We start from the raw sequence: 24,575 nt of genomic DNA on the forward strand, positions 1-24,575 counted from the left end.
CTTGCATGTGTTAGGCCTGCCGCCAGCGTTCAATCTGAGCCATGATCAAACTCTTCAGTTCACATCATTGCGGGTTTTGAGAAAACCCTAAACTTGGCTCAGCAATCGCAAATAAACTCATGAATTCACGAGACTACTTGTGACGCTGATAATCTTGCGACCATCAGTCTTATCTCACAAGCACCCACACGAATTGCTTGATTCAACTTGTTAAAGAGCGTTTCGATCAAGTCTTTCGTCTCAACCGAGGCCGCGAATTCTACAGCAGCCTTGCAACCTGTCAAGCGTTTTTCGAAATTTTCTTTTCTACTCAACCACTTGCGTAACTCTTCCGCTGAGACAACCCGGGGGCCACTGCAGCGAGGAGGCGAATAATACAGCCTGGAAAAATGCTGTCAACACCTCCTGACCACAATTCTCGAAATTACTCGATCTGCTTGCGGCGACGTACCTGCAGCAGGCGCTGGACCGGCCCAGAAGCGGCATAGGCAAGGAAGATCAGCAGCAGGATGCGCGGCGGGTCACTGAAGATCACCGCAAACACCAGGACCACGACCAGGATGGCAACAAAGGGCACCCGCCCCTTCATGTCGAAATCCTTGAAGCTGTGGTACTTGATATTGCTGACCATCAAGGCGCCAGCCGCCGCAACCAGCAGGGCAAACAGCAGCACCACCAGTACCGGCATATCGACACCATCGACACCCAGATCCTTCAGCGCCCAGACGGTACCGGCCACCACCCCAGCAGCCGCCGGACTGGCAAGGCCGATGAAGAAACGCTTGTCGACCTTGCCGATCTGGGTATTGAACCGCGCCAGACGCAGGGCCGCACAGGCTGTATAGATGAAGGAGACGGTCAAGCCGACATTGCCGAGGCCGGACAATGCCCACTGATAGGCCAGCAAGGCCGGCGCCAGACCGAAAGCGACCATGTCCGACAGCGAGTCGTACTCGGCACCAAAAGCGCTCTGAGTATTGGTCATGCGCGCCACACGCCCGTCGAGACCGTCCAGCACCATGGCGACGAAGATGGTGATCGCCGCAATCTCGTACTTGCCATTCATGGCACTGACGATCGAGAAGAATCCGGCAAACAGGTTGGCCGTGGTGAACAGGTTGGGCAACAGATAGACACCACGATGCCTGACCTTGCGCCCCTCGGCGTCCTGCCCCTCCTCGACATGCTCATCGATCGGCAGCAGGCTGTCGCTTTCGGGCGCCTTGTTCGGCTCACCGGGTTGTTCGCTCATGGGTACACACCTTGTTCACAATGACGTTTCGACTGACCGGAACCACTCTCGCCACAGGCCGGCCACCTACGGCTTTATAGCAGAATGACAGGCAGAAAAAACGCGGCCGTAGCCGCGTCTTTTCATCGCCTTAGACCTTAGTTCTTGGTCTTGTCGACGATCTTGTTCGCAGCGATCCACGGCATCATGGCGCGCAGCTTCTCGCCGACCACTTCGATGCCATGGGCAGCATTGTTGCGACGGTAGGCGGTCATCGACGGGTAGTTGGTGGCACCCTCGCTGATGAACATCTTGGCGTACTCGCCGTTCTGGATGCGCTTCAGGGCATTGCGCATGGCAGCACGCGACTCGGCGTTGATCACTTCCGGACCGGTGACGTACTCACCGTACTCGGCGTTGTTGGAGATCGAGTAGTTCATGTTGGCGATGCCGCCTTCGAACATCAGGTCGACGATCAGCTTCAGCTCGTGCAGGCACTCGAAGTAGGCCATTTCCGGCGCGTAGCCGGCTTCAACCAGAGTCTCGAAACCAGCCTTGACCAGCTCGACGCAACCACCGCACAGCACGGCCTGCTCGCCGAACAGGTCGGTTTCGGTCTCGTCCTTGAAGGTGGTTTCGATGATGCCGGTACGGCCGCCGCCGACGCCACTGGCGTAGGACAGGGCAACGTTCTTGGCATTGCCGGAAGCGTCCTGATAGATGGCGATCAGGTCAGGAATGCCGCCGCCGCGAACGAACTCGGAACGCACGGTGTGACCCGGCGCCTTCGGCGCGATCATGATCACGTCGAGGTCGGCACGCGGCACAACCTGGTTGTAATGGATGGAGAAGCCATGAGCGAAGGCAAGGGTGGCGCCCTTCTTCAGGTTCGGCTCGATCTCGTCCTTGTACAGGCGGCCCTGGAACTCGTCCGGAGTCAGGATCATCACCAGGTCCGCCGCGGCAACGGCTTCGGCAACCTCGGCAACCTTCAGGCCGTGGGCCTGGGCCTTGGCCACGCTGGCCGAGCCGGCGCGCAGACCAACGGTCACGTCAACGCCGGAGTCTTTCAGGTTGCAGGCATGCGCATGGCCCTGGGAGCCGTAGCCGATGATGGCAACCTTCTTGCCCTGAATGATCGACAGATCGCAGTCTTTGTCGTAGGAAACGTGCATGGAAAACCCTCGGTGCAGTGCGGCCCATCGGGCCTGTTCAAAATCAGATGCTTAGTGTCTTGTCGCCACGAGCGATGCCGGTGACACCGCTGCGAACCACTTCCAGGACCGAGGCAGTGCCGATGGCCTGGATGAAACTGTCGAGCTTGTCGCTGGTGCCGGCCAGCTGCACGGTATACACGCTGCTGGTGACATCCACGATCTGGCCGCGAAAGATGTCGGCGGTACGCTTTATCTCGGCACGCTGCGCGCCGGTGGCCTTGACCTTGACCAGCATCAGCTCGCGCTCGATATGCGCACTTTCCGACAGGTTCACCAGCTTGACCACTTCGATCAGCTTGTTGAGGTTCTTGGTGATCTGCTCGATCACCTCGTCCTGGCCGATGGTGGTCAACGTCAGACGCGACAGGGTCGGGTCCTCGGTCGGCGCCACGGTCAGGCTCTCGATGTTGTAGTTGCGCTGGGAGAACAGACCAACCACACGCGACAGCGCGCCGGGCTCGTTTTCCAGGAGCAGGGAAATGATGTGTCGCATGATCAGGTGCGCTCCGTCTTGCTCAGCCACATGTCGCGCATGGAGCCGTCTTTGATCTGCATCGGGTATACGTGCTCGGTGGCATCCACCTGGATATCCAGGAACACCAGGCGATCCTTCAGCGCGAAGGCCTCTTCCATCATCGGCTTGAGGTCCTTCAGCTCGGTGATGCGCATCCCGACGTGACCATAGGCCTCGGCCAGCTTGATGAAATCAGGCAGCGACTCCATGTAGGAGTGCGAGTGACGGCCGCTGTACACCATGTCCTGCCACTGGCGCACCATGCCCAGCGAGCCGTTGTTCAGGTTGACGATCTTCACCGGCAGATCGTACTGCAGGCAGGTCGACAGCTCCTGGATGTTCATCTGGATGCTGCCCTCGCCGGTGACGCAGGCCACGTCGGCCTCCGGGAAGTTCAGCTTGGCGCCCATGGCACCCGGCAGACCGAAACCCATTGTGCCGAGACCGCCGGAGTTGAGCCAGCGGTTGGGCTTGTCGAACTTGTAGTACTGCGCCGCGAACATCTGATGCTGGCCGACGTCGGAGCTGACGAAGGCATCGCCGCGGGTGACCTCGCACAGCGTCTCGATCACGGTCTGCGGCTTGATGATGCTGCCGTCGCCCTTCTCGTAGGGGAACAGGCCGCGGTGGCCGCGCCACTCCTCGATCTGCTTCCACCAGCTGGCCAGCGCTTCCGGACTTGGCTTCTCGCCGATTTCCTTGAGGATCGCCACCATCTCGGTCAGCACGCTGTCCACCGGACCGACGATCGGCACGTCGGCCTTGATGGTCTTGGAGATCGACGCCGGATCGATGTCGATGTGGATGATCTTCGCGTTCGGGCAGAACTTCGGTGCGCCGTTGATTACCCGGTCATCGAAGCGCGCACCCACGGCCAGAATCACGTCGGCATGGTGCATGGTCAGGTTGGCGGTGTAGCTGCCGTGCATGCCGAGCATGCCGAGGAACTGGCGGTCGCTGCCCGGATAGCCGCCGAGGCCCATCAGGGTATTGGTCACCGGCAGATTGAGCAGGCGCGCCAGCTCGGTCAGCGGCGCAGCCGCATGGCCCATGATCACGCCGCCGCCGGAGTAGACGATCGGTCGCTTGGCGGCTAGCAGCATTTCCGCCGCCTTGCGGATCTGCCCGGAGTGGCCACGCACGGCCGGGCCGTAGGAGCGCAACTTGACCTTCTTCGGATAGACGTACTCGAACTTGTCGCCCGGGTTGGTCATGTCCTTGGGGATATCCACCACCACCGGACCGGGGCGGCCGGACTCGGCAATATAGAAGGCCTTCTTCAGCACCTCGGGGATTTCCGACGGATGCTTGATGATGAAGCTGTGCTTCACGATCGGACGGGAAATGCCGACCATGTCGGTTTCCTGGAAGGCATCGGTACCGACCATGGTGCTCGGCACCTGGCCGGACAGCACCACCATCGGGATCGAGTCCATGTAGGCAGTGGCGATGCCGGTGATAGCATTGGTCGCCCCCGGGCCCGAGGTGACCAGCACCACGCCGGCCTTGCCGGTCGCGCGAGCGTAGCCATCGGCCATATGGGTCGCGGCCTGCTCGTGGCGGACGAGGATGTGCTCGATCGCCTTTTCCTTGAACAGGGCATCGTAAATATGCAGAAGGGCACCACCCGGGTACCCGTAGATGTACTTCACGCCTTCGTCGCGCAGGAAGCGGACGACCATTTCAGCGCCTGATAAAAGCTCCACGTTTCACCTCTAGAACGCCTGAGAAACACCCTCGGAGGGGCGACCGAAGTTCGGTTAACTGCCAGGCAGAGCATGGGCAACGGTAGTCGCCGGCGACGTCAGCTGCTGACTTAGCGAGTATCGGGAGCGCTCCTGCTGTTACGGAAAACTCCCACCCCGGCGCGAGGTAACGCGTGACAGGGCCTGGCTTGGGCGGCGCGGGTGTGCACCACATGGTCTGCCGAGGAGCCGGAAACAGTCAGACTCACTACAGCGAATCGCAGATTGTTCGGATTAGCCGCCGGCAAGTCAAGCCGAAGTTGACTGCTGGAGCCTGTCCAGCTGTGACCCAGCGCAGAATGCCCGGGCAGCACTTTTGGGTATAGTTGCGCGGACTTTCCCCCTTCACGACAAGGATTCAGCATGCGTCGCACCCTTCTTCTCGCCAGCCTGCTGCTCGGCTGCGCCAGCGCGACCTGCGCCGGACAGATCTACAAGTGGGTCGACGCGCAGGGCATCACCCACTTCACCGCGCAGCCGCCACAGGCCGGCCAGGCCTCCCTAGTACCGCCCGCCAAGCAGCCGCCCAGCCCGACCCCGGTCGCGACACCGGCCTCGCCGGGCCAGGACAGCGACCCGACACAGGCGGATATCGACGCGCGCGTGCGCAAGGAAGTCGCCGCCAAGGAAAAGGAGCGCGCCGATTACTGCGTGAGCGTGCGCACCAGCCTGGCTCAGCTGCGCAACAACCCGCGCCTGCGCATGGACGTGAATGGCGAGATGCGCCGCGTCAGCGAGGACGAACGCCAGGCCAAGATCGCCGAGGCGGAAAAGGCCATCGGCGAGCATTGCCAATAATCCGCCCGACCACCCGCAATCCCGCGGCCGTCCTCAGGCGGCCGTATTGATCAGCCGATCGAACTCTTCCAGCAACTCAAGCAACACCGTCACCCTTGCCCCCTCCACCGCCCAGGCCATCTCGGCCATCGGCCGGATCGCGCAGGCCGCCGGCAAGCCCACGCCCTGTTCGATGATGTCCTTCATGCGCGGCAGAAAGATCCACTGCAGCCACTCCTCGAACGCCAGGGTGTCGACGCAGAACGGCTCGGCACTGGCCAGACGCTCCACCGCCGGCGCCGCCGGTGCCCACCAGCCGAGCAGGCGCAACTCGCGCTCGATCAGCAGCAGTTGATCGGCCAGAGCCGGCAGGCGCGCATCCATCAAAGCTGAACCTTGGCGCGCTGGCGCGCCTGGGCGGCACCCGCGGCATCGCCCTGCTGCTCGCGTGCCCGGGCAATCAGCTCCCACAGGCTGGCCTGCAGCGCCGGCCGACCGCCGGCGTAGGTCAGACCACGGCGTGCCAACTGCTCGGCCTGGACCGGATCGCCCTGCGCCAGACGTACCTCGGCCAGCCTATAGAGCACCTGCGGCTCGCGCGGTGCGATACGCTGCGCCCGCTCCAGGCTGGCCGACGCCCCGGCGAGGTTGCCACTGCGCTCCATCTGCTGCGCCGACGTCAGCAACGCCAGCACCGGCCCATCGAGCCGCTCATCGGCCGCCAGGGTGACCGAGCCAGAGCCCGCTGGCGGCGCACTGCCGGAACCGCCGCCGGTGCTGATCGGCGCGCCCGAGGTCGCCGCCGGGAACGTCTGAATAGGCGCCGAGGCCGCGCCCTCCGGAACCATGACCACCACGCCGGAGTCCTGCGGCTGCGCGCGTGGCGCCATCTGCGGCTGTACCGCCGGCGCACGGGCAACCGCGACGCCTCCGGCACCGACCGGCCTGCCCGCCTCCACTACCGGAATCGAGCCACGCTGAACCGGCGTCGCACAACCTGCCAGCAGCAACAGCGCCAGCGGCACCAACCAACCCTTGTTCACATCCAGTCTCCTTGCCATGAATGACCCATAACCACCCCGCAGCGAGCCGCACGCCTGCGATATTGGACAAGCAACCGCAGCCCGGAGTGCCATCACTGCTCCAGCCAGCCACGCACCCAGTCCATCACCTGCTCGACGGGCTCGTGCAACTGCTGCGGAATTCCGCAGGGCGGGCCAGGCGGCGGTTCGCTGCCGCGAATATACGGCATCTGCACCGCGCCCACGCAGCTCTGATCGGCACCCCGCCCACTGTAGGGATCGACCCAGGCAAGGGTCACGTTGTCCGGCGGGGTCCTGTCCAGCGGCGCGGGGGTGGCCGTGCGCATGAAGCCGGCCCACACCTGCAACGCACCGCTCGCCCCGGTCAACGGGGTCTTGCCGTTGTCGTCGCGGCCCATCCACACCACCGCCAGCAGATCCTGCCCGAAACCGGCGAACCAGCTGTCACGCGAGTCGTTGCTGGTGCCGGTCTTGCCGGCCAGGGTCAGCGAGGACGGCAACTGGTTGTATACCGAACGCGCCGTCCCCTCGCGCATCACCCGGCGCATGGCTTCCTGAACCAGATGAATGGCCCCCGGATCAAAGCGCTGCTGCACCTCGTAGGGATAGCCTTTGAGCGGCTCGCCGGTGGCGGTCAACACACTGCGAATCCCGCGCAGCGGCGTGCTGAAGCCGCCGTTGGCCAGGGTCTGGTACATGGTCGCCACCTGAATCGGGCTGAGCGAGCCAGCCCCCAGCAGCATCGATGGATAGGCTGGCCAGTCCTGTTCGACCCCCAGCCGCGCGACGGTCTTCAATACCTCAGGCACACCCAGCTCAAGGCCGAGCTTGGCGGTCGACAGGTTGTAGGACTGCGCCAGCCCCTGGTAGAGGAAGATGGAGCCATGGGCCTGCCGATCGTAGTTCTTTGGCTGCCAGACCTGGCCATCGGCCCCCTTGATCGAGAACGGCTCGTCCTCCAGCCAACTGGTCAAGGTGAATTGACTCGGCCGCTCCAGCGCCGCCAGATAGATCGCCGGCTTGATCAGCGAGCCGATCGGCCGCTGCGCATCCAGCGCCCGGTTGAAGCCGGCAAAGCGCGGTTGACGACTGCCGAGCAGCGCCTGCACCTCGCCGGTCTGCGGGTTGGTCACCACCATCGCCGCTTCGACTTCGTCGACGCCCTTGCGTCCACCCAGACGCTTGAGGGTGTCGGCCATGGCCGCTTCGGCCTTGCGCTGCAGGATCGGGTCGAGACTGGTGAAGACACGCAGCCCCTCCTCGGTCAGGTCCTCGTCGCGGTAGTCCTGGCGCAGCTGGCGCTTGACCATGTCGAGGAAGGCCGGGTACGAGGTGTTGGCCAGGCTGCCACGACTGCTGACCTCCAGCGGCGCCTTCTTCGCCCGCGCCACTTCCTCGGCACTCGCCACGCCCTGCTCCGCAAGCAGATCCAGCACCAGATTGCGCCGCTCCAGCGCCCGTTCCGGGTAGCGGCGCGGATTGTAGTAGGACGGTCCCTTGACCATGCCCACCAGCAGCGCGACCTGATGCAGGCGCAGCTCGCTCAGCGGCTGGCCGAAGAAGTACTGGCTGGCCAGACCGAAGCCGTGGATCGCACGCTGACCGTCCTGACCGAGGAAGACCTCATTGAGGTAGGCCTCGAGAATCTGCGGCTTGTCGTAATGCAGCTCTAGCAGCAGCGCCATCAGCGCCTCGGTGCCCTTGCGGGTCAGGCTGCGCTCGTTGGTCAGGAAGAAGTTCTTCACCAGCTGCTGGGTCAGGGTGCTGCCGCCCTGTACCAGCGCACCGGAGGTGGTGTTGACCCACATGGCCCGGGCGATCGACTTGGGCGACACGCCGAAATGGTTGTAGAACTCGCGGTCCTCGACCGCGATCAGGGTTTCCAGCAGGTACGGCGGCACCTGATCCAGCTGGATCAGGATGCGATCCTCGTTGTGCGCCGGATACAGCCCGCCGATCAGCAGCGGCTCCAGGCGCGCCACCGCCAGCGACCCACCATCGGCCTGACTGAGGCCGGCCACCTGGTTGCCGGAGAAGCGCACCCGCAAGCGCTGCGCCGGCTCCGCGCCGTCATAGAACTGGAAGCCTCGGGTGTGCAGCTCGACCTGGCTACCACTCACCAGCAGCTCGCCGGGACCCTGGACCTTCGGCGTACGCCGGTAGCCGAGCGCCTGCAGCTCGGCAAGGAAGTCCTCGCGCGCCAGCTTGAGGCCGGCGAACAGCTCCAGTGGACGGGCGTAGACCTGGGCCGGCACCGTCCAGCGCTTGCCGGAGAACTTCTCCTGGACCACGGCATCGAGATAGACCATCAGGCCGGCGAACAGCACCAGACCGACCAGGCCGAGCTTGAGCAGCCAGCCCAACCATGGCCGGGACGCGCGCGCCGGTTTTTTGCGTGAACGGGAGTTGCGGGGAGCGGGGGTACGGGATCTTGTCATGTTCGGCATTATACGCAGTTAGCCCAAGGCGGACGGCACGCCCGACGGTTTGCACGACGGGACACAGTCGCCATAATGAGCGTTTAGACAAGTTCCCGATGAAAAGGATCGCCTGTGTCCCAGTCCCTGATCGAAGCCCTGCAGAATCCCGCCCTGTACCCGCACCCGGTAGAGGGCTTCGAAGTCATCGAGACGCACATCTCCTGGGTCCTGCTCACCGGCCCCTATGCCTATAAGCTGAAGAAGCCGGTGAACTTCGGCTTTCTCGACTTCAGCAGTCGCGAGGCCCGCGAGCACTTCTGCCACGAGGAACTGCGCCTCAACCAGCGCACCGCCCCGGACATCTACCTGGAGGTCCTGCCGGTCACCGGCAGCCTCGAGGCACCGCAGCTCGGTGGCGACGGACCGGTCCTCGACCACGTGCTGAAGATGCGCCAGTTCCCGCAGAGCGGCCTGTTGTCCAACGTGCTGGCCCGTGGCGAGCTGATGCCCGCGCACATCGACGCGCTGGCACGGGAAATCGCCGACCTGCACGCCGAGGCCAAGCGTGTCCCCGTCGAACACGAGCTGGGCAGCGCCGAGGCGGTGATGGCCCCGGTGCGGCAGAACTTCGAACAGATCCGCCCGCTGCTCGAGGACGCCGCCGACCTGACCCAGCTCGAGCATCTCGAGGCCTGGGCCGAGGACACCTTCACCCGCCTGCAGCCGCTGCTCGATCAGCGCAAGATCGACGGCTTCATCCGCGAATGCCACGGCGACATCCACCTGGCCAACGTCACCCTGCTGGACGACCACGTCCTGCTGTTCGACTGCATCGAGTTCAACGAGCCCTTCCGCCTGATCGACGTGATCAGCGACGCCGCCTTCCTCGCCATGGATCTCGAGGATCGCGGCCTCAAGTCGCTGTCGCGGCGCTTCATCAATGCCTACCTGGAACTGACCGGCGACTACCGGGGGCTGACCCTGCTGCCGTTCTACAAGGCCTACCGCGCCATGGTCCGCGCCAAGATCAGCCTGTTCCGCCTGGCCCAGGAGCAGGATCCGGTCGAGCGCGTGGTGATCCTGCGCCAGTACCGCAACTACGCCGCCCTGGCGGAAAGCTACAGCGCCATCCCGGCCCGCTTCCTGGCCATCACCCACGGCGTTTCCGCGGTCGGCAAAAGCCATGTCGCCATGCGCCTGGTGGAGGCCTTCGGCGCCATCCGTCTGCGCTCGGACGTCGAGCGCAAGCGCCTGTTCCCGACAGCCGACGAGGCCGAGCTGTACGCCAGCGCCACGACCCTGGCCACCTACAACCACCTGCACCAGCACGCCGCCGACATCCTCCAGGCCGGCTTCCCGGTGGTGCTGGACGCCACCTACCTCAAGCAGGCCCAGCGTCAGGCGGCCCATGCCGTGGCCGAGCAGACCGGCGTGCCTTTCCTGATCCTCGACTGTCATGCCCCGGAAGCCGTCATCGCCGCCTGGCTGGCCGAGCGCCAGGTCGAGGGGCGCGACCCGTCCGACGCCACCCTGGAGGTCATCCACGCCCAGGAGGCTGGCCGCGAGCCACTGAGCGACGCCGAACAGACTCACAGCGGCCGCATCGCCACCCACGAAGCGGCCAGCCTCGACAGCCTGATCGAGCGCATCCGCAGCCACCTGCCTGGTTTCTGACGTTTACCACCCCCTGCAGCCCGCGACTGACGGTAGTCGCGGGCTTCCCGACGCCAACTAGACTTGTTTGCTAGGCGTGATCGGCAGGCGTAGCCGGGCGACGGACAGATCCGGGGCAAGGGGGGAGCGGAATGAACGATGAGTTGCTGCAGCTGAAGAACCTTGGCAAGACCTCCACCCTCTGGCTGCATGCCGTCGGCATCCACAGCGCCAGCGAGCTGCGCCGCCGCGGCGCGGTCGCCGCCTACCGGGCGGTACTGGCCCGCGGCTTCAATGCCTCGCGGGTGCTGCTCTACTCGATCGAAGGCGCCCTGCTCGACCGGCACTGGAGCGAGCTGAGCCACGAACACAAGGCCAGCCTGCTGGCCCAGCTCACCGCTCAGGACCCACGCAACAAGAGCTAGCTCACAACCTCCGCAGTCGTCATTTTACCTGGCATCGCGAAAGCCCTATTGTCTGTGAGCGCTTGGCGCCACCGTTCGACCTGCCCCCTCAAGGAATCGCGCCCATGTACCTGACCGGCGAGCAACCGGCCTATGCCGATCAACTGATCAACCACCTGCAGAGCCTGCCCAATCAACTGCTGGAGGGCCTCGAGCCGGCGGGACCGACACTGGAGATCGCCGACCAGCAGGATATCGGTGTCGAGCTGGCGGGCAACCAGCTGTATGTCATCGAAAGCGGCCTGCTGCAGGCGTGGGTGGATGAGCGACCGGTGTTCTTCCTCTGCGAGGGTGACCTGCTCGGCCTGCGCCAGGGACTCGACCTGCCCGTCTGTCGCTACAGCTGCGAAGACCCGGTGCGCCTGCGTCCCTACTCGCGCAATGCCGTGCTCGCCCACATCCATACCGATAGCCGGCGCCAGGAGCTATTCACCCAGTATCTGGTCGGCCAGATCGGCCTGCTCTCCGATGCTCTCGCCCGTCTGCGCCAGCCCGACCTGCGCCCTAGTACCGGCTTCCAGCACTACGCCGCCGGCGAAGAGCTGATCCACCAGGGCGACGAGGCGGACAACGTATTCATCATCGTCGAAGGCCACGCCGAAGCCTTCGTCGACGGCCACCGAGTCGGTGACGTGCAGAAGGACGAGATCTTCGGCGCCATGGCGGTATTCACTGGCGAACTGCGCAGCGCCACGGTAATCGCCAGCGAGCCCTGCACCGTGATGGTAATCCCCAAGGAGCAGTTCATCAGCCTGATGCACAGCAACCCGCGGATTGCCCACAGCCTGATCGAAAGCCTGGCCCGGCGCATCCATCTGCTCAACCAGGAAGTCACCCAGTTGCGCAGCGACCGCGACGCCTGAGCCAGCCGCGACTTATCCCAAGGCGACCGGACGCGTTCCCGTCGCCTTTTTTCATGCCCATGGAAATCGCAACGCATCGCCTCGGTAGCGACAAATGCACTTGACTCTCAAATGAGACCAATTATCATAATCACGACTAGTCGCGAGACTGGTCGATAATCGGGGTTGTCGTTTCCTCGGCTTATCTCCTCATCAGGCTAATCACGGTTTTGACCCGGCTCTTGCCGGGTCTTTTTTTGCCTGCTCGAACTGCAGTGCGCTTCGTCCTGCTACCGCCCACTAATACTCCAGCTTCGAGTAGTAGGTCTTCCGCGAAGCCTCGCGGGCCTGCCTGAGGGTGTGGATGCCACGCTCGGCGAGCAGGGGGATCAGCTTGAGGAACACCTCGCCGGTGACCATGGCATCGCCCAGCGCGGTATGCCGGCCGATCACGTTCACCCCGAGGCGGGCGGCAATCTGCTCCAGGCGATGCTCGTCGGCCGCATGCCCGGGATGCACCAAGGCCGACAGCAGCAGGGTGTCGAGCACCGGTTGGATGAAGCGGATCCCGGTCTGCGCCTCCTTGAGCTGGAGGAAACGCATATCGAAGGCGGCGTTGTGCGCGACCAGCACCGTATCCTCGGCGAAGCGCTGGAACTGTGGCAATACGCGCTCGATGGTCGGCTGCCCGGCGAGCATCTGCGACGACAGCCCGTGCACCTGCTGCGAGGCGCGCGGAATCGACCGACGCGGATCGACCAACTGCTCGAAGCACTCCTGCTTGAGCAGGCGCGCGTTGACGATACGCACCGCGCCGATCGAGATGATCTCGTCGCCCTCGGAGGGCGACAGACCGGTGGTCTCGGTGTCGAACACCGTGTAGGCCAACTCGCGCAGCGGTCGCTCGTCGAGTTCGGGGGTCTGCCCCGGCTGGCTGAACAGGTCGAAGTCGTAATACACCGGCCGTCCCTGCAGGACCGGCGCCGGCGCGGCGGGGTGCGGCAAGGTGATCGGCAATTGCAGGTAGAGGCGGTTGTGCCCGCTGACGCGGTCGGCCTGACTCCAGAGTTCGCCGCCGTGGCGCTCGAGCAGATCCTTGAGGGTGCAGCCCGCCGGATCGGCGCCCCCCAAGCTCAACGCTCGCTCCTCCCACTGGTGCAGCAGGCCCGGCTCGAGCGGCTCGCCGGCCCAGCACAGTGCCAGGCGGGCGAAGCGCCCGACGGTGGAAAGCTTCAGGTCGACCGCATGGATGGCGCAGGCGACGGCCAGGGCATCCATCACCTGGGTCAGCGCCTGCACCAGGGAATAGCTGTCCAGGCTCAGCCAGAGCGGCTCGCCACTGTCCTGGCAGCGCACGCTCAGGCCCAGGGTGGTGCTGAAGTTGCGTTGCAGGGCGCAGAGCAGATCGCTGGCCAGCATCTCCTCCAACGGCCATTGGCCGCCGGGTTGGTCGCCGTGGCGCGCCAGACCCTGCTCCAGGCTCAGGGACAAGCGTTCGGCCTCGTCGCGGATGACCTCGCCGAAGCGTTGGCGGTGCGTGGCATCCATTTCCGGGTATTGCTGCAGGGTCTCCGCCGCCGCGCGGATATTCGCTAGGGCCGCGCGACTGCCTTCGGTGAGCTGGCGCAGCAGGTGCTCGCGGCGGCTGGCCAATTCCACGCTCTGGGTGACGTCTTCGAGAATCAGCACGAAGCCGATCAATTCGCCCGGCTGTCCCAGCACCGGGACCATGCGTGCGCGCAGCAGCTGAGTCGCGTGCGCGGTAACGAAATGCGCCACCGGGCTGGCGCCCTGTTCCAGGCCCTGGCGCAACTTCTCCAGGCCATGGGCGATCAGGCGCTGGTCGAGGATGCCGAACAGCGAACGACCCAGTCCCACTGCACCGGCCTCCCGGCCTTCCAGCAACTGGCTGGCCTGCGGGTTGTAGAGCAGGATGCGGCCCTCGACATTGCACACCAGCACGCTCTGGGCGAGTTCGGACATCAGCGCGGCGAGGCGGTTCTTCTCCTGCTCCAGGCGCGCGTTGGTCTGCGCGATGCGGCCCTCGACGTCCTGCCGCTGCGCGTCGTAGGCCGCGGCGAAGTCATTCAGCGCGTGCCCCAGGCGGCGCATCGGCTTGGCACCGCCGATGGCCACCCGATGCTGCGGATTGACCCGGTGAATGATCCCGACCTCCTCTTCCAGGCGTTTGGCCGCCGCCGGGTAGGCCGAGTGCCAGAGCCGCAGCAGCGCACCGAGTACGGCCAGGAGCAGCAGGCCGAGCAAGACCAGCAGCGCGCCGCGCCCGACCAGCAGGGCCTGCAACAGGTTGCGCTCGGCCGCCGTCAGGTCGAGCCAGAGCAGCAGACCGACCAAGCCCAGCAGCCCGCCCGCCAGCGCGCAGAGGCCAGCGAGTCGCAACGCAAAAGCGAGCCAGGGGCGCATCGGCTAGCGGTCCGCCAGCAGGTCGCGCACCTGCGCCAGCAGCTCCTGGGTCGAGAAGGGCTTGGTAATGTAAGCATCGGCGCCCAATGCCAGGCCCTTGCTGACCTCCACCTCGCGGCCCTTGGCAGTCAGCATCACGATGCGCATGTGCTGCCAGGCCGGGTTCTCGCGGATCTTCTGGCACAGGTCGTAGCCGCTCAGGTTCGGCATCATCACGTCGAGCAGGACCAGGTCGGGCGGCTGGCGCTGGATCGCCTCCAGCGCGTCCTGGCCATCGTGGGCGACGCGGGTCCGGTAGCCAGCCTGTTCGAGCAGAAACTCCAGGGAAATGACGATGTTCGGCTCGTCATCGGCGATCAATACGCTCTTGCTCATGCTCTGTTCTCCGTATCGCGGCCCGAGAAGCGTTCGGCGGCAGGTGTCGGCGCCCCTAAAGGCAGGGTAAAGGAAAAGGTCGCGCCCTGCCCGCGGGCGCTCTCCACCCACAGTTGGCCTCCGAAATGCTCGATGATCTGCCGGCTGATCGGCAGGCCCAGGCCGGTGCCCTGGGGTTTCTCGGTGAGATTGTCGCCGACCTGGCGGAATTTCTCGAAGATGGTCTGCTGGTCGGCCGGATCGATGCCGTCACCGTTATCGCGTACCGCCACCTGCAGCGCCTCGGGCAGCACCTGCACGGCGATGTCGATGCGCCCGGCCTGGCGGGCGCAGAACTTCGCCGCGTTGGAAATCAGGTTTAGCAGCACCTGCAGCAGGCGGTCGCGATCGGCCAGCACCGGCGGCACCTGGGCCGGCAGGTCGAGGCTGAGCTGCACGCCCTGCTCCCGCAGCAGCTGGCTGGTGGTGGCCACCGCGTCCTCGATCACCTCCGTCAGGTCGAGCGCGGCGCTGTGCCACTCGGCGCGACCCGACTCGAGCTTGGCCAGGTCCAGCACCTGGTTGATCATCCGCGTCAGGCGCTCGCTCTCCTTGACGATGATGGCGATGAAACGCGCGCGCTGCGCCGGCTCCAGCTCCGGATTATCGTTGAGGATCTCGGAGAAGGCGCGGATCGAGGTCAGCGGCGTGCGCAGCTCGTGGGTCACGGTAGAGATGAAATCGTCCTTCAAGCGGTCGAGTTCCTGCAGCCGCGCGTTGGCCGCACGCAGTTCGCCAGTGGCCGCCTCCAGCTCGTGCGACTGCTGCTCCAGGCGCCGGCTGTAGGCCAGCACCTGCGAGGCTTCGTCGAGGATGCCGAGCACCTCGTCCATGCCCAGCGGCTCCTCCTGCACCACCGAGGCCAGCATTACCCGCGCCGAGGCGGTGCCGATGGCGCCGGCCAGTTGCTGCTCGGCGAATTGCACCAGGTCGGCATCCGGCACCAGCTCGGCGCTGGAGGCCAGGCCAAGTTGCGCGGCGTAGCCGGCGAAGGCCTCGGCGGCGCGCGCCGGGCCGAGGAAGCGGCCGACCAGAGCGATCACCTCGCTGACCGAGGCGCTGCCGCGCCACAGGCTGGAGCCGCGCCCGGCAACCTTGAAGGCATCGACGAACAACAGCGCCTGGGCATGTTCGCGGCTGCTCTGCCGGCCGAACAGCGACACCCCGACATAGGCGCCGAGGTTGCCCAGCAGGCTCCAGAACAGCGAGTGGCCGATCTCGTCCAACCCGGTCAGGCCAAACAGCGCCAGCGGCTTGAGCCAGGAGATGGCCAGCGGCCCCTGCTCGATGAAGCTCAGCGGCAGCCAACCGGACTTGGCGAACGCCGGCAGCAACAGGGTGTAGGCCCACAGCAGGAAACCCAGCGACAGGCCACTCAGGGCGCCGGCGCGGGTGCCCTGCTTCCAGTACATGCCGCCGAGCATGGCCGGGGCGAACTGCGCCACCGCGGCGAACGAGACCAGGCCGATCGACACCAGCGCATAGGCCTCGCCGGCCGCGCGATAGTACAGGTAGCCGAGCAGCATCAGCAGCAGGATGGCGCCGCGCCGAATGCCCAGCAGCAGCCCCGAGAGATCGTGGCGCTGGGCTAGGCCGAAGGCCTTCCAGCGCAACAGCAGGGGCATCGCCAGGTCGTTGCAGATCATCGTCGACAGCGCGATGGTCTCGACGATGACCATGCCGGTGGCCGCCGACAGCCCGCCGACGAACACCAGCAGCGCCAGCGCCTCTTGGCTGTGGGCCATCGGCAGGGTGAGGACGAAGGCGTCGGCGTCCACCGTGCCGGCGGGAAACTGCATCAGTCCGGCGAAGGTGATCGGCAGAACGAACACGTTGATCGCCAGCAGGTACAGCGGGAACAGCCAGATGGCCTTGGCCAGGTGGTTCTCGTTGACGTTCTCCACCACGCTGATCTGGAACTGGCGCGGCAGGAAGAGGATCGACAGCATCGACAGGAAGATCAGCGAAGCCCAGGAGCCGTAGGTGCCGGCGGGGCCGCCGAGGGTCAGCAGGCGGTCGATGTCGGGCAGCCGCGCGGCCTGGGCGAAAAGATCGGCGAAGCCGTGGTAGAGGCCGAAGGTGACGAAGATGCCCACCGCCAGGAAGGCCAGCAGCTTGACCAGCGATTCGAAGGCGATGGCCGCCACCATGCCTTCGTGACGCTCGGTGGCATCCAGGTGGCGGGTACCGAAGACGATGGTGAACAGCGCCAGCAACAGCGCCACATACAGCGCGGTGTCCTGCAACGGGCCGAGCGCCTGACCCTGGTTGGGCATGCGGATTTCCGGGTACTGCCAGAGGATCAGGAAACTGCTGGAGACCGCCTTCAGTTGCAGGGCGATATAGGGGATCACCCCGATCACCGCGATCAGCGTCACCAGGCCGCCGAGCAGCGCGCTCTTGCCGTAGCGGGCGGCGATGAAGTCGGCGATCGAGGTGATGCGGTTGGCCTTGCTGATGCGGATCATCTTGCGCAGCACCAGCCAGAACAGCGCCGCCATCAGGGTCGGGCCGAGATAGATCGGCAGGAAGCCGACGCCGCTGGCCGCCGCCCGGCCGACGCTGCCGTAGAAGGTCCATGAGGTGGCGTAGACGGCCATGGACAGCGCGTAGATGTAGGGGTTGGCGATGATCGAACGGCCGGCGTCGGCGCGCTTGTCACCCCAGTAGGCGATTGCGAAGAGGATGCCCAGGTAGGCGCAGGAGGTCAGCAGGATCAGGCCACCGAGCTGCATGCACAGTGCTCCCTCATCGGTTCGAGCGCTCGATGACCAGCATCATCAGGACGATCAGCAGCGCCCAGGCGGCGAACAGGTAGGCGAACAGCAACGGAATGCCGAACACCCGGTCGTCACTGTCGAACAGTGCCAGCAAGGGGTAGCTGAACAGCAGGCAGCCCAGCATGAACAGCGCCACCAGGCGCTGCGCCCGCAGCGTGCGATTGGCCATGGGCTTCACCTCCTAGGCCAAGTGTGGCCGATTATTCATGCTCCGCACTGGCCGCTCGCGCATTAATTGCGGCCCGAAATATCGGCGAAGCCCCCGCCTGCGACCACGCTTTTTTGACGCGCGGCGCGGCCGACTCAGCCACCCAGACCGGCACAATAGTCTCGCACCGGCAGGGCCGGCGTGTACCAGACGAAGTCGGCCTGGGTCGCCGCGACCGGCCTGCCCACCTCGGCCAACTGCAGCACCTGCAGTCCCCCGGCAACCCCCAGGTCGGCCAGATGCAAAGGCACACCCAGATCGCGGCGCACATGGAAGGCCCCGGCCAGCAGGATCGCCGGCTTCGGCGCCGCCAACAAACGTTCGGCCATGCGCCGGTCGCGCTGCTGCTGCACGGCGAGCATCGCCGGCAGCTGGCTTTCCGGCAGCTGGCCGCAGTGCGCTTCGCGGATCTGCTCGAGCAGTTGCGCGCGCACGGCAGGCGCCACGGCGGCCTCCCCGCGCAATACCGGCAGGGAGCGGTAGATCTGGCCTACTTCGGCGCGGTCGAGGTTGGCCGCCAGCAACGGCTCCGGCTGCGCCAGGGAGTGACGGATCAGGCCGGCGTACTGCTGCCAGTCCCAACCCCGCTGCCAGGCCAGTGCCTGCGGCAGGTCGGCAGGCCAGTCACCGCGCCTGACCGCCCCACGCACCGCGTCGACCCGCGCCTGCTGGCCGGGCTCGAACATCTCCAGCAGCAGGCTGCCCGGCGCGCGCCGCTGTTCCAGCGCCTGCAGCAGCCACAGCTGCAGGGCGTGGTGATCCGGATTGTCATGCTGCTCGCCGATCAGCAACCGCTCGGCGCCCGCCAGGCGTTCGACAAGCTGCGCCGGGGTCAGCCGCTCGCCCGTGCGCAGGTCGCGGATCACGCCAAGGTCGGCATGGGTGCGCCCCCCGGGACTCTGCCAGGCCGGCAATGGCGGCAGGCTGTGGCAGGCGGCCAGCAGGGCCAGGCAACAGAGCAACAGGATGCGCATCGACGGTCCTCCTCAGCGCGCGATGATCAGCGGATGACCGCGTTCGGGGTGGCGCTGCACCAGCACCTCGAGGCCGAACACCGCCTGCAGCGGCGCACACTGCAGCACCTGCTCGGGCGTGCCGAGCGTATGCACGCGCCCGCGCTGGAGCAGCAGCAGGCGATCACAATAGCGCGCCGCCAGGTTGAGGTCGTGGAGGATCACCAGCACCGCCACGCCGCGCGCCGCCAGCGCCTGCACGACCTGCAGGATGCTGTGCTGGTGCAGCGGATCGAGCATCGAGGTCGGCTCGTCGAGCAGCACTACCTGGCCCGCCGCCCCCGGCCACAACTGGGCCAGAATGCGCGCCAGATGCACGCGCTGGCGCTCGCCACCGGACAGGGCCAGATAACTGCGCCCGGCCAGGTGGCTGGCATCCGCCGCGGCCAGCGCCTCGGCGACGATCTCCCCGTCGCGCTGCTGCCCGCTGGCATGCGGCAGACGGCCCATGGCCACCACCTGCTCGACACGAAAGGCGAAACCCAGGGTCGAACTCTGCGGCAGCACGGCCAGGCGGCACGCCCGTTCGCGCCCCGGCCAGGCGGCCAGGTCGCGCCCATCCAGCAATACCCGCCCGTGCGCCGGCGCCAACTCGCCACTGAGGGCGCCGAGCAGGGTACTCTTGCCGGCCCCGTTGGGGCCGAGCACACCGAACACCTCGCCGGGACGCAGGGCGAGGTCGATATCCGCCAGCACCGTGCAGGAGCCACGGCAGACCGCCAACTGCTCGGCACGCAACATCAGAAGCGCTCCCGCAGCAGCAGGTAGAGAAAGAAGGGCGCACCGAGCAGCGCGGTCAGGGTGCCGATCGGCAGTTCCGCCGGCGCCAGCAGCAGGCGTGCGGCCAGGTCGGCAAGCAGCAGCAGGCTCGCTCCGGCCAGCGCAGCGGCCGGCAGCAGGCGGCGGTGATCCGGCCCGGTGAGCAGGCGCACCAGATGCGGCACCACCAGACCTACGAAGCCGATCATCCCGGCCGCCGCCACCGCGGCGCCGACCCCCAGCGCGGTGCACAGCACCAGCTCGCGCTTCAGGCGCTCGACCTCGAAGCCGAGATGGCGCGCCTCCGACTCGCCGAGCAGCAGCGCATTCAGGGCCGCGGCCCGCCGCGGCAGCCACAGCGCCACACCGCTGCCGACCAGCAGCAGCGGCCACAGCCGCGCATAACTGGCGCCATTGAGGCTGCCGAGGTTCCAGAAGGTCAGGGTGCGCAGGGTGGCATCGTCGGCCAGGTAGCTGAACAGGCCGATGCCCGCGCCGGCCAGCGCACTCAGGGCGATGCCGGCCAGCAACATGGTCGCAACGCTGGTCTGGCCGTCGCGCCGTCCCAGCCGGTAGACCAGCGCGGTCACCCCGAGGCCGCCGGCAAAGGCGCAGGCCGACAGCAACCAGGGCACCAGCCACGCCGGCGTGCCGCCGAACAGGGCGCCGCCGACTATGGCCAGCGCGGCACCCAGCGCCGCCCCACTGGACACCCCCACCAGCCCGGGATCGGCCAACGGGTTGCGGAACAGGCCCTGCATCGCCACCCCGCACAGCGCCAGCACCGCCCCCACCACCAGCGCGAGCAGCGCCCGCGGCAAGCGGATCTGGCCGATGATCAGCTCGGCCTGCGCCAGGTCGCTGCCGTCCAGCGGCAGGCCGGCCAGGCGCAGCAGCGCGCGCAGGCTGTCGCCCAGCGGCAGGCTGAGCGGACCGAGCGCCAGGGCCAACCAGAAGGCCAGCGCCAGCAGGAGCAGCAGGGCCGGGATCAGCGCGCGGCCGGAGGCGGGGGGAGTTGTCACGGGAGTCGATGTTCCAGAAGGCACAGCGCAGCAGCATAAGAGGCCGCGGCGGCCACGGCCAGCCCGCCGACTTGGCAGACACGCCGGCCCGCGCGGATAATCGGCTGCTTTGCAGGGGAACCCACATGCAGCGCCTGTGCAACAGCAATGAACTGCCCGAGGGCAGCAGCCGCGGCTTCGTCATCGACGGCAGCAGCCTGCTGCTGGTGCGCCGCGAGGGACGCGCCTACGCCTACCGCAACCGTTGCCCGCATCGCGGCATCCCGCTGGAATGGCAGCCCGACCGGTTCCTCGACGACAGCGCCAGCCTGATCCAGTGCGCGACCCACGGCGCACTGTTTCTCATCGAGTCCGGCGAATGCGTGGCCGGCCCCTGCGCCGGGGAAAGCCTCGAGACCCTGCCCTGCCGCGAGCAGGACGACGGCATCTGGGTGGATGTTTAGGCGCGCGGCACGCCCCGCTATATAGCAACGGTGCGCAGCGTGCATCCTACAGAATGACCTCCAGCCGCCGGCTCAAGCGGATACCCGCGGGCGACAGCTCAGCACCGTAGGCCAGCACCTCCACGCCGGCGTCCACCGCTTCCCGCAACGCCGCGGCGTAGCGCGGGTCGATCTCCGCCGCCGGGCGTACCGCTTCGACGCCGGTGAGATTCACGCAATACAGCTGTACCGCGCGAACCCCCTGCCGCGCCAGCGTCGCCAGCTCGCGCAGGTGCTTGCTGCCGCGCTCGGTGCGCGCGTCGGGGAAGGCCGCCACCGGCGTGGCGTCGAAACCCAGGGTGACGCTCTTGACCTCGACGAAGGCGCTGCCGTGGGCAAAGTCGAGACAGAAATCAACCCGGCTGTTTTCCGCGCCGTAACGCACCTCGCGCCGGAGTCCGGCGAAACCGGCCAGTTCGGCGATCGTCCCGGCGCGCAACGCCTCCGCCACCAAGGCATTGGCGCGTGCGGTGTTGACGCAGGCCAGGCGCCCCTGCGGCGTCTCGCTGAGCTCCCAGGTGCCCGGCAGCTTGCGCTTCGGATCGTTCGAGCGGCTGAACCAGACCCGCCCGCCCTCGGCCATGCAGTTGAGCATCGAGCCGGTGTTTGGGCAGTGGATGGTCAACGCCTCGCCCTGCAACGTCTCGATGTCGGCGAGAAAGCGCTTGTAGCGGCGCAGCAGGCGGCCCTCCTCCAGCGGCGGATCAAACTGCATGGGGATTCCAGCTCTTCAGGCCGCGGGCGATGCGCTCGACCGCCTGCTCCAGGCGCGGCAAGCTCTGGGTGTAGGCGAAGCGCACGTGACGGGTGGCCAGATGGCGACCGAAGTCCAGCCCCGGGGTGATCGCCACGTGCTCGGTCTCGAGGAAATGCTGGCAGAAGGCGTAGGCGTCGCCGCCAAACGCCGAGATGTCGGCGTACAGGTAGAAAGCGCCCTGCGGCTCCACGGCGATGCGGAAACCCAGCGCACGCAGGGCCGGCAGCAGGTAGTCGCGACGGCGGGCGAACTCGGCGCGGCGCGCCTCGAGGATCGTCAGGGTGTCCGGCTCGAAACAGGCCAGCGCGGCATGCTGGGCAATTGTCGGCGCGCTGATGTAGAGGTTCTGCGCCAGCTTCTCCAGTGACGGCACGGCGTTTTCCGGTGCCACCAGCCAGCCCAGGCGCCAGCCGGTCATGCCGAAGTACTTGGAGAAGCTGTTGAGCACATAGGCCTCGTCGTCCACCTCCAGCACGCTGGGCGCATCCAGGCCATAGGTCAGCCCGTGGTAGATCTCGTCCACCAGCAGCTGGCCGCCGCGCGCGCGCAGGGCGCTGGACAACCCCGCCAGCTGCTCGCGACTGAGCACGCTGCCGGTGGGATTGGCCGGCGAGGCCAGCAGGGCGCCGACGCTGTCGCCATTCCAGTGCTGCTCGACCAGCTCCGGGGTCAGCTGGTAGTTCGACTCCGGCCCCACCGGCACCAACTGCGCATCGCCCTCAACCAGGCGCAGGAAGTGGCGGTTACACGGATAGCCGGGATCGGCCAGCAGCCAGTGCTTGCCCGGGTCCACCAGCAGGGCGCTGGCCAGCAGCAGGGCACCGCTGCCGCCGGGGGTGATGAGGATGCGCTCGGGGTCTATGCTCACTGCGTAGCGCTGGGCATAAAAGCCAGCCAGCGCCTCGCGCAGCGCCGGCAAGCCGCGCGCGGCGGTATAGCGGGTATGTCCGGCCGCCAGGGCGGCCTGACCGGCACGCACGATGGGCTCGGCGGTGGCGAAATCCGGCTCGCCGATTTCCAGGTGGATCACGTCGTGGCCGGCGGCCTGCAGCTCGTGGGCACGACCCAGCAGGGCCATGACGTGAAAGGGTTCGATGGCGCGACTGCGCGCGCTGAAGAGCGGAGCCATGCGGCCCTCCGGGATCAGGCAAAGGGGGATTCTAGCCAACTGTTGCCCAGCATGGCAGACGCCGCGAGCGCCGGGCTGGCGTCCGCCTGGGGATTCTGGTAGGTTCGCCCGCTTGCAAACGCAGGCACGGCTAGACTGCCGAAGATGGACACAACCTGCGTACGGGATTAGCGAACGTGAGAGGCGGACATATCATGCCGACCAAGACCCAAGACAAAAGCACAAAGATCCGCGCCTTCGAGCCCTACCAGGAAACCAAGGGCGAGGAGTACATGGGCGACAAGATGCGCGCCCACTTCACCGGCATCCTCAACCAGTGGAAGCTGGAGCTGATGGAGGAGGTCGACCGCACCGTGCACCACATGCAGGACGAGGCCGCCAACTTCCCCGATCCGGCCGACCGCGCCAGCCAGGAAGAAGAGTTCAGCCTGGAGCTGCGCACCCGCGATCGCGAGCGCAAGCTGATCAAGAAGATCGACGAAACCCTGCAGCTGATCGAGGACAACGAGTACGGCTGGTGCGACTCCTGCGGCGTCGAGATCGGCATCCGCCGCCTCGAGGCGCGGCCGACCGCCACCCTGTGCATCGACTGCAAGACCCTTGCCGAAATCAAGGAAAAGCAGCTGGGTTCCTGACCCGCAACGGGGCGCCACGGCGCCCCGTGCTGTTTCTGCTGCCCGCCGCCCGTGCGGGTACACGCACCCCCATGTCACGCCGCGCCTGCCGATGAGCACACCCTCCGCCTACACCGGCCGCTTCGCCCCCACGCCCAGCGGCTACCTGCACTTCGGCTCGCTGGTCGCCGCCCTCGCCTCCTACCTCGACGCCCGCGCTGCCGGCGGCCGCTGGCTGCTGCGCATGGAGGACCTCGACCCCCCCCGTGAAGTCCCCGGCGCGCAGGACGCCATCCTGCGCACCCTGGAAACCTACGGCTTCGAGTGGGACGGCGCGGTGGAACGGCAGAGCGCCCGCCATGGCGCCTACGCCGCCGCGGTGGACGCGCTGCTGGCCCGCGGCCTGGCCTACGCCTGCACCTGCTCGCGCAAGCAGCTCGAAGGCCAGTCGATCTACCCCGGCACCTGCCGCGACGCCCGGCGATCAACGACGGATGCCGCCATTCGCCTGCGCGTGCCGGATGCAGAGTACCGCTTCGTCGACCGCGTGCAGGGCGAGTTCGCCCAGAACCTCGCCCGCGAGGTCGGCGACTTCGTCATCCGCCGCCGTGACGGCCTGTACGCCTACCAGCTGGCGGTGGTGCTCGACGACGCCTGGCAGGGCGTCACCGACATCGTCCGCGGCGCCGACCTGCTCGACTCCACGCCGCGCCAGCTGTACCTGCAGGAACTGTTCGGCCTGCCGCAGCCGCGCTACCTGCACATCCCCCTGCTGCTGCAGCCGGACGGCCACAAGCTGGGCAAGTCCTACCGCTCGCCGCCGCTGCCGGCCGACCAGGCGCCCGCCCTGCTGAGCCGCGCCCTGCGCGCCCTCGGCCAGCAGCCGCCGGCCGAACTGGCGCAAGGTAACGCCCGCGAGGTGCTGAGCTGGGGCGTGCGCCACTGGAATCCGGCCGCCATCCTGCGCCAGCCGAGCCTGGCCGAGGCGCTGGTGCGGTAACAGCGCAAACCGCGCTGTGTTACCGCATGCTTCTGCTTCGTCCCCGCCTCCGTTACCATCCGGTCAT

The 24,575-nt window shown here is 66.6% G+C and carries 23 protein-coding genes; 7 read left to right on the forward strand and 16 right to left on the reverse strand.

Features of this window, described 5'->3' with window-relative positions:
- Positions 1–424: 424 nt before the first annotated feature.
- The 4 genes from pssA to BM297_RS06000 form a co-directional block, all read right to left on the reverse strand.
- Positions 425–1,252: a CDP-diacylglycerol--serine O-phosphatidyltransferase gene (gene pssA, locus BM297_RS05985; RefSeq protein ID WP_092429308.1), complete on the reverse strand. Its 828-nt coding sequence runs from the start codon at positions 1,250–1,252 to the stop codon at positions 425–427.
- A 137-nt stretch (positions 1,253–1,389) separates the two neighbouring features.
- Positions 1,390–2,406, reverse strand: a complete 1,017-nt coding sequence (gene ilvC, locus BM297_RS05990) for a ketol-acid reductoisomerase (RefSeq protein ID WP_090308321.1) — start codon at positions 2,404–2,406, stop codon at positions 1,390–1,392.
- A 43-nt stretch (positions 2,407–2,449) separates the two neighbouring features.
- Positions 2,450–2,941: an acetolactate synthase small subunit gene (gene ilvN, locus BM297_RS05995; RefSeq protein ID WP_090308324.1), complete on the reverse strand. Its 492-nt coding sequence runs from the start codon at positions 2,939–2,941 to the stop codon at positions 2,450–2,452.
- A gap of 2 nt (positions 2,942–2,943) precedes the next feature.
- The gene (locus BM297_RS06000) at positions 2,944–4,668 is read right to left on the reverse strand and encodes an acetolactate synthase 3 large subunit (protein ID WP_092429310.1); all 1,725 of its coding nucleotides are present in this window, start codon (positions 4,666–4,668) and stop codon (positions 2,944–2,946) included.
- A gap of 402 nt (positions 4,669–5,070) precedes the next feature.
- Here BM297_RS06000 and BM297_RS06005 point away from each other — a divergent pair, with 402 nt between their 5' ends.
- On the forward strand, positions 5,071–5,505 hold the full coding sequence (locus BM297_RS06005) for a DUF4124 domain-containing protein (RefSeq protein ID WP_092429312.1): 435 nt from the start codon (positions 5,071–5,073) through the stop codon (positions 5,503–5,505).
- 33 nt (positions 5,506–5,538) lie between these two features.
- Here the strand turns inward: BM297_RS06005 and BM297_RS06010 are convergent, their stop codons facing one another.
- The 3 genes from BM297_RS06010 to mrcB form a co-directional block, all read right to left on the reverse strand.
- Complete coding sequence (locus BM297_RS06010; protein WP_092429314.1) at positions 5,539–5,868, reverse strand: YqcC family protein; 330 nt, start codon at positions 5,866–5,868, stop codon at positions 5,539–5,541.
- Positions 5,868–6,527 carry a tetratricopeptide repeat protein gene (locus BM297_RS06015; protein ID WP_245768221.1) on the reverse strand — a complete coding sequence of 220 codons (660 nt, stop codon included), beginning with the start codon at positions 6,525–6,527 and terminating at the stop codon, positions 5,868–5,870. Before BM297_RS06015 ends, BM297_RS06010 begins: the two co-directional genes overlap by 1 nt.
- Before the next feature lie 92 nt (positions 6,528–6,619).
- On the reverse strand, positions 6,620–8,965 hold the full coding sequence (mrcB, locus tag BM297_RS06020; protein WP_092429857.1) for a penicillin-binding protein 1B: 2,346 nt from the start codon (positions 8,963–8,965) through the stop codon (positions 6,620–6,622).
- Between the two features lie 114 nt (positions 8,966–9,079).
- Here mrcB and BM297_RS06025 point away from each other — a divergent pair, with 114 nt between their 5' ends.
- The 3 genes from BM297_RS06025 (at position 9,080) to BM297_RS06035 (ending at position 11,927) form a co-directional block, all read left to right on the forward strand.
- Positions 9,080–10,621 (forward strand): bifunctional aminoglycoside phosphotransferase/ATP-binding protein, encoded by a 1,542-nt coding sequence (locus BM297_RS06025; protein WP_092429318.1) that lies wholly within the window; start codon positions 9,080–9,082, stop codon positions 10,619–10,621.
- 131 nt (positions 10,622–10,752) lie between these two features.
- Complete coding sequence (locus tag BM297_RS06030) at positions 10,753–11,025, forward strand: TfoX/Sxy family protein (protein ID WP_092429320.1); 273 nt, start codon at positions 10,753–10,755, stop codon at positions 11,023–11,025.
- A gap of 104 nt (positions 11,026–11,129) precedes the next feature.
- Entirely contained in the window at positions 11,130–11,927 is a 798-nt protein-coding gene (locus tag BM297_RS06035; RefSeq protein ID WP_092429322.1) for a Crp/Fnr family transcriptional regulator, read from the forward strand.
- Between the two features lie 279 nt (positions 11,928–12,206).
- On the opposite strand, the gene BM297_RS06040 is transcribed toward BM297_RS06035, so the two are convergent.
- The 7 genes from BM297_RS06040 to BM297_RS06070 all read right to left on the reverse strand — a co-directional run bounded on the left by BM297_RS06040 (position 12,207) and on the right by BM297_RS06070 (position 20,466).
- Positions 12,207–14,330, reverse strand: coding sequence for a 3'-5' exonuclease (locus BM297_RS06040; RefSeq protein WP_092429324.1), 2,124 nt, complete (start codon positions 14,328–14,330; stop codon positions 12,207–12,209).
- Between the two features lie 3 nt (positions 14,331–14,333).
- Positions 14,334–14,705, reverse strand: coding sequence for a response regulator transcription factor (locus BM297_RS06045; protein ID WP_092429326.1), 372 nt, complete (start codon positions 14,703–14,705; stop codon positions 14,334–14,336).
- Entirely contained in the window at positions 14,702–17,479 is a 2,778-nt protein-coding gene (locus BM297_RS06050) for a sensor histidine kinase (protein ID WP_092429328.1), read from the reverse strand. Before BM297_RS06050 ends, BM297_RS06045 begins: the two co-directional genes overlap by 4 nt.
- Positions 17,480–17,492: 13 nt before the next feature.
- On the reverse strand, positions 17,493–17,693 hold the full coding sequence (locus BM297_RS06055) for a hypothetical protein (RefSeq protein WP_092429330.1): 201 nt from the start codon (positions 17,691–17,693) through the stop codon (positions 17,493–17,495).
- Positions 17,694–17,827: 134 nt separating this feature from the next.
- Positions 17,828–18,706, reverse strand: coding sequence for a ChaN family lipoprotein (locus tag BM297_RS06060; RefSeq protein WP_092429332.1), 879 nt, complete (start codon positions 18,704–18,706; stop codon positions 17,828–17,830).
- 12 nt (positions 18,707–18,718) lie between these two features.
- A complete protein-coding gene (locus BM297_RS06065; protein WP_092429334.1) occupies positions 18,719–19,486 on the reverse strand; it encodes a heme ABC transporter ATP-binding protein in 768 nt (255 codons plus the stop codon).
- Entirely contained in the window at positions 19,486–20,466 is a 981-nt protein-coding gene (locus BM297_RS06070; protein ID WP_092429859.1) for a FecCD family ABC transporter permease, read from the reverse strand. Before BM297_RS06070 ends, BM297_RS06065 begins: the two co-directional genes overlap by 1 nt.
- 185 nt (positions 20,467–20,651) lie before the next feature.
- Between BM297_RS06070 and BM297_RS06075 the strand changes: the two genes are divergently transcribed.
- Entirely contained in the window at positions 20,652–20,969 is a 318-nt protein-coding gene (locus tag BM297_RS06075; protein ID WP_092429336.1) for a Rieske (2Fe-2S) protein, read from the forward strand.
- A gap of 46 nt (positions 20,970–21,015) precedes the next feature.
- Here BM297_RS06075 and sfsA read toward each other — a convergent pair whose 3' ends face one another.
- On the reverse strand, positions 21,016–21,723 hold the full coding sequence (gene sfsA, locus BM297_RS06080) for a DNA/RNA nuclease SfsA (RefSeq protein WP_092429338.1): 708 nt from the start codon (positions 21,721–21,723) through the stop codon (positions 21,016–21,018).
- Positions 21,713–22,894, reverse strand: a complete 1,182-nt coding sequence (locus BM297_RS06085; protein ID WP_092429340.1) for a pyridoxal phosphate-dependent aminotransferase — start codon at positions 22,892–22,894, stop codon at positions 21,713–21,715. The genes sfsA and BM297_RS06085 overlap by 11 nt, the downstream gene beginning before the upstream one ends.
- 194 nt (positions 22,895–23,088) lie before the next feature.
- Here BM297_RS06085 and dksA point away from each other — a divergent pair, with 194 nt between their 5' ends.
- Positions 23,089–23,529, forward strand: coding sequence for an RNA polymerase-binding protein DksA (dksA, locus tag BM297_RS06090; RefSeq protein ID WP_090308375.1), 441 nt, complete (start codon positions 23,089–23,091; stop codon positions 23,527–23,529).
- 91 nt (positions 23,530–23,620) lie between these two features.
- Positions 23,621–24,508: a tRNA glutamyl-Q(34) synthetase GluQRS gene (gene gluQRS, locus BM297_RS06095; protein ID WP_092429342.1), complete on the forward strand. Its 888-nt coding sequence runs from the start codon at positions 23,621–23,623 to the stop codon at positions 24,506–24,508.
- Positions 24,509–24,575: the final 67 nt, after the last annotated feature.

The organism is Geopseudomonas sagittaria (assembly GCF_900115715.1).
In the GTDB taxonomy this organism is placed as follows: Bacteria; Pseudomonadota; Gammaproteobacteria; order Pseudomonadales; family Pseudomonadaceae; genus Geopseudomonas; species Geopseudomonas sagittaria.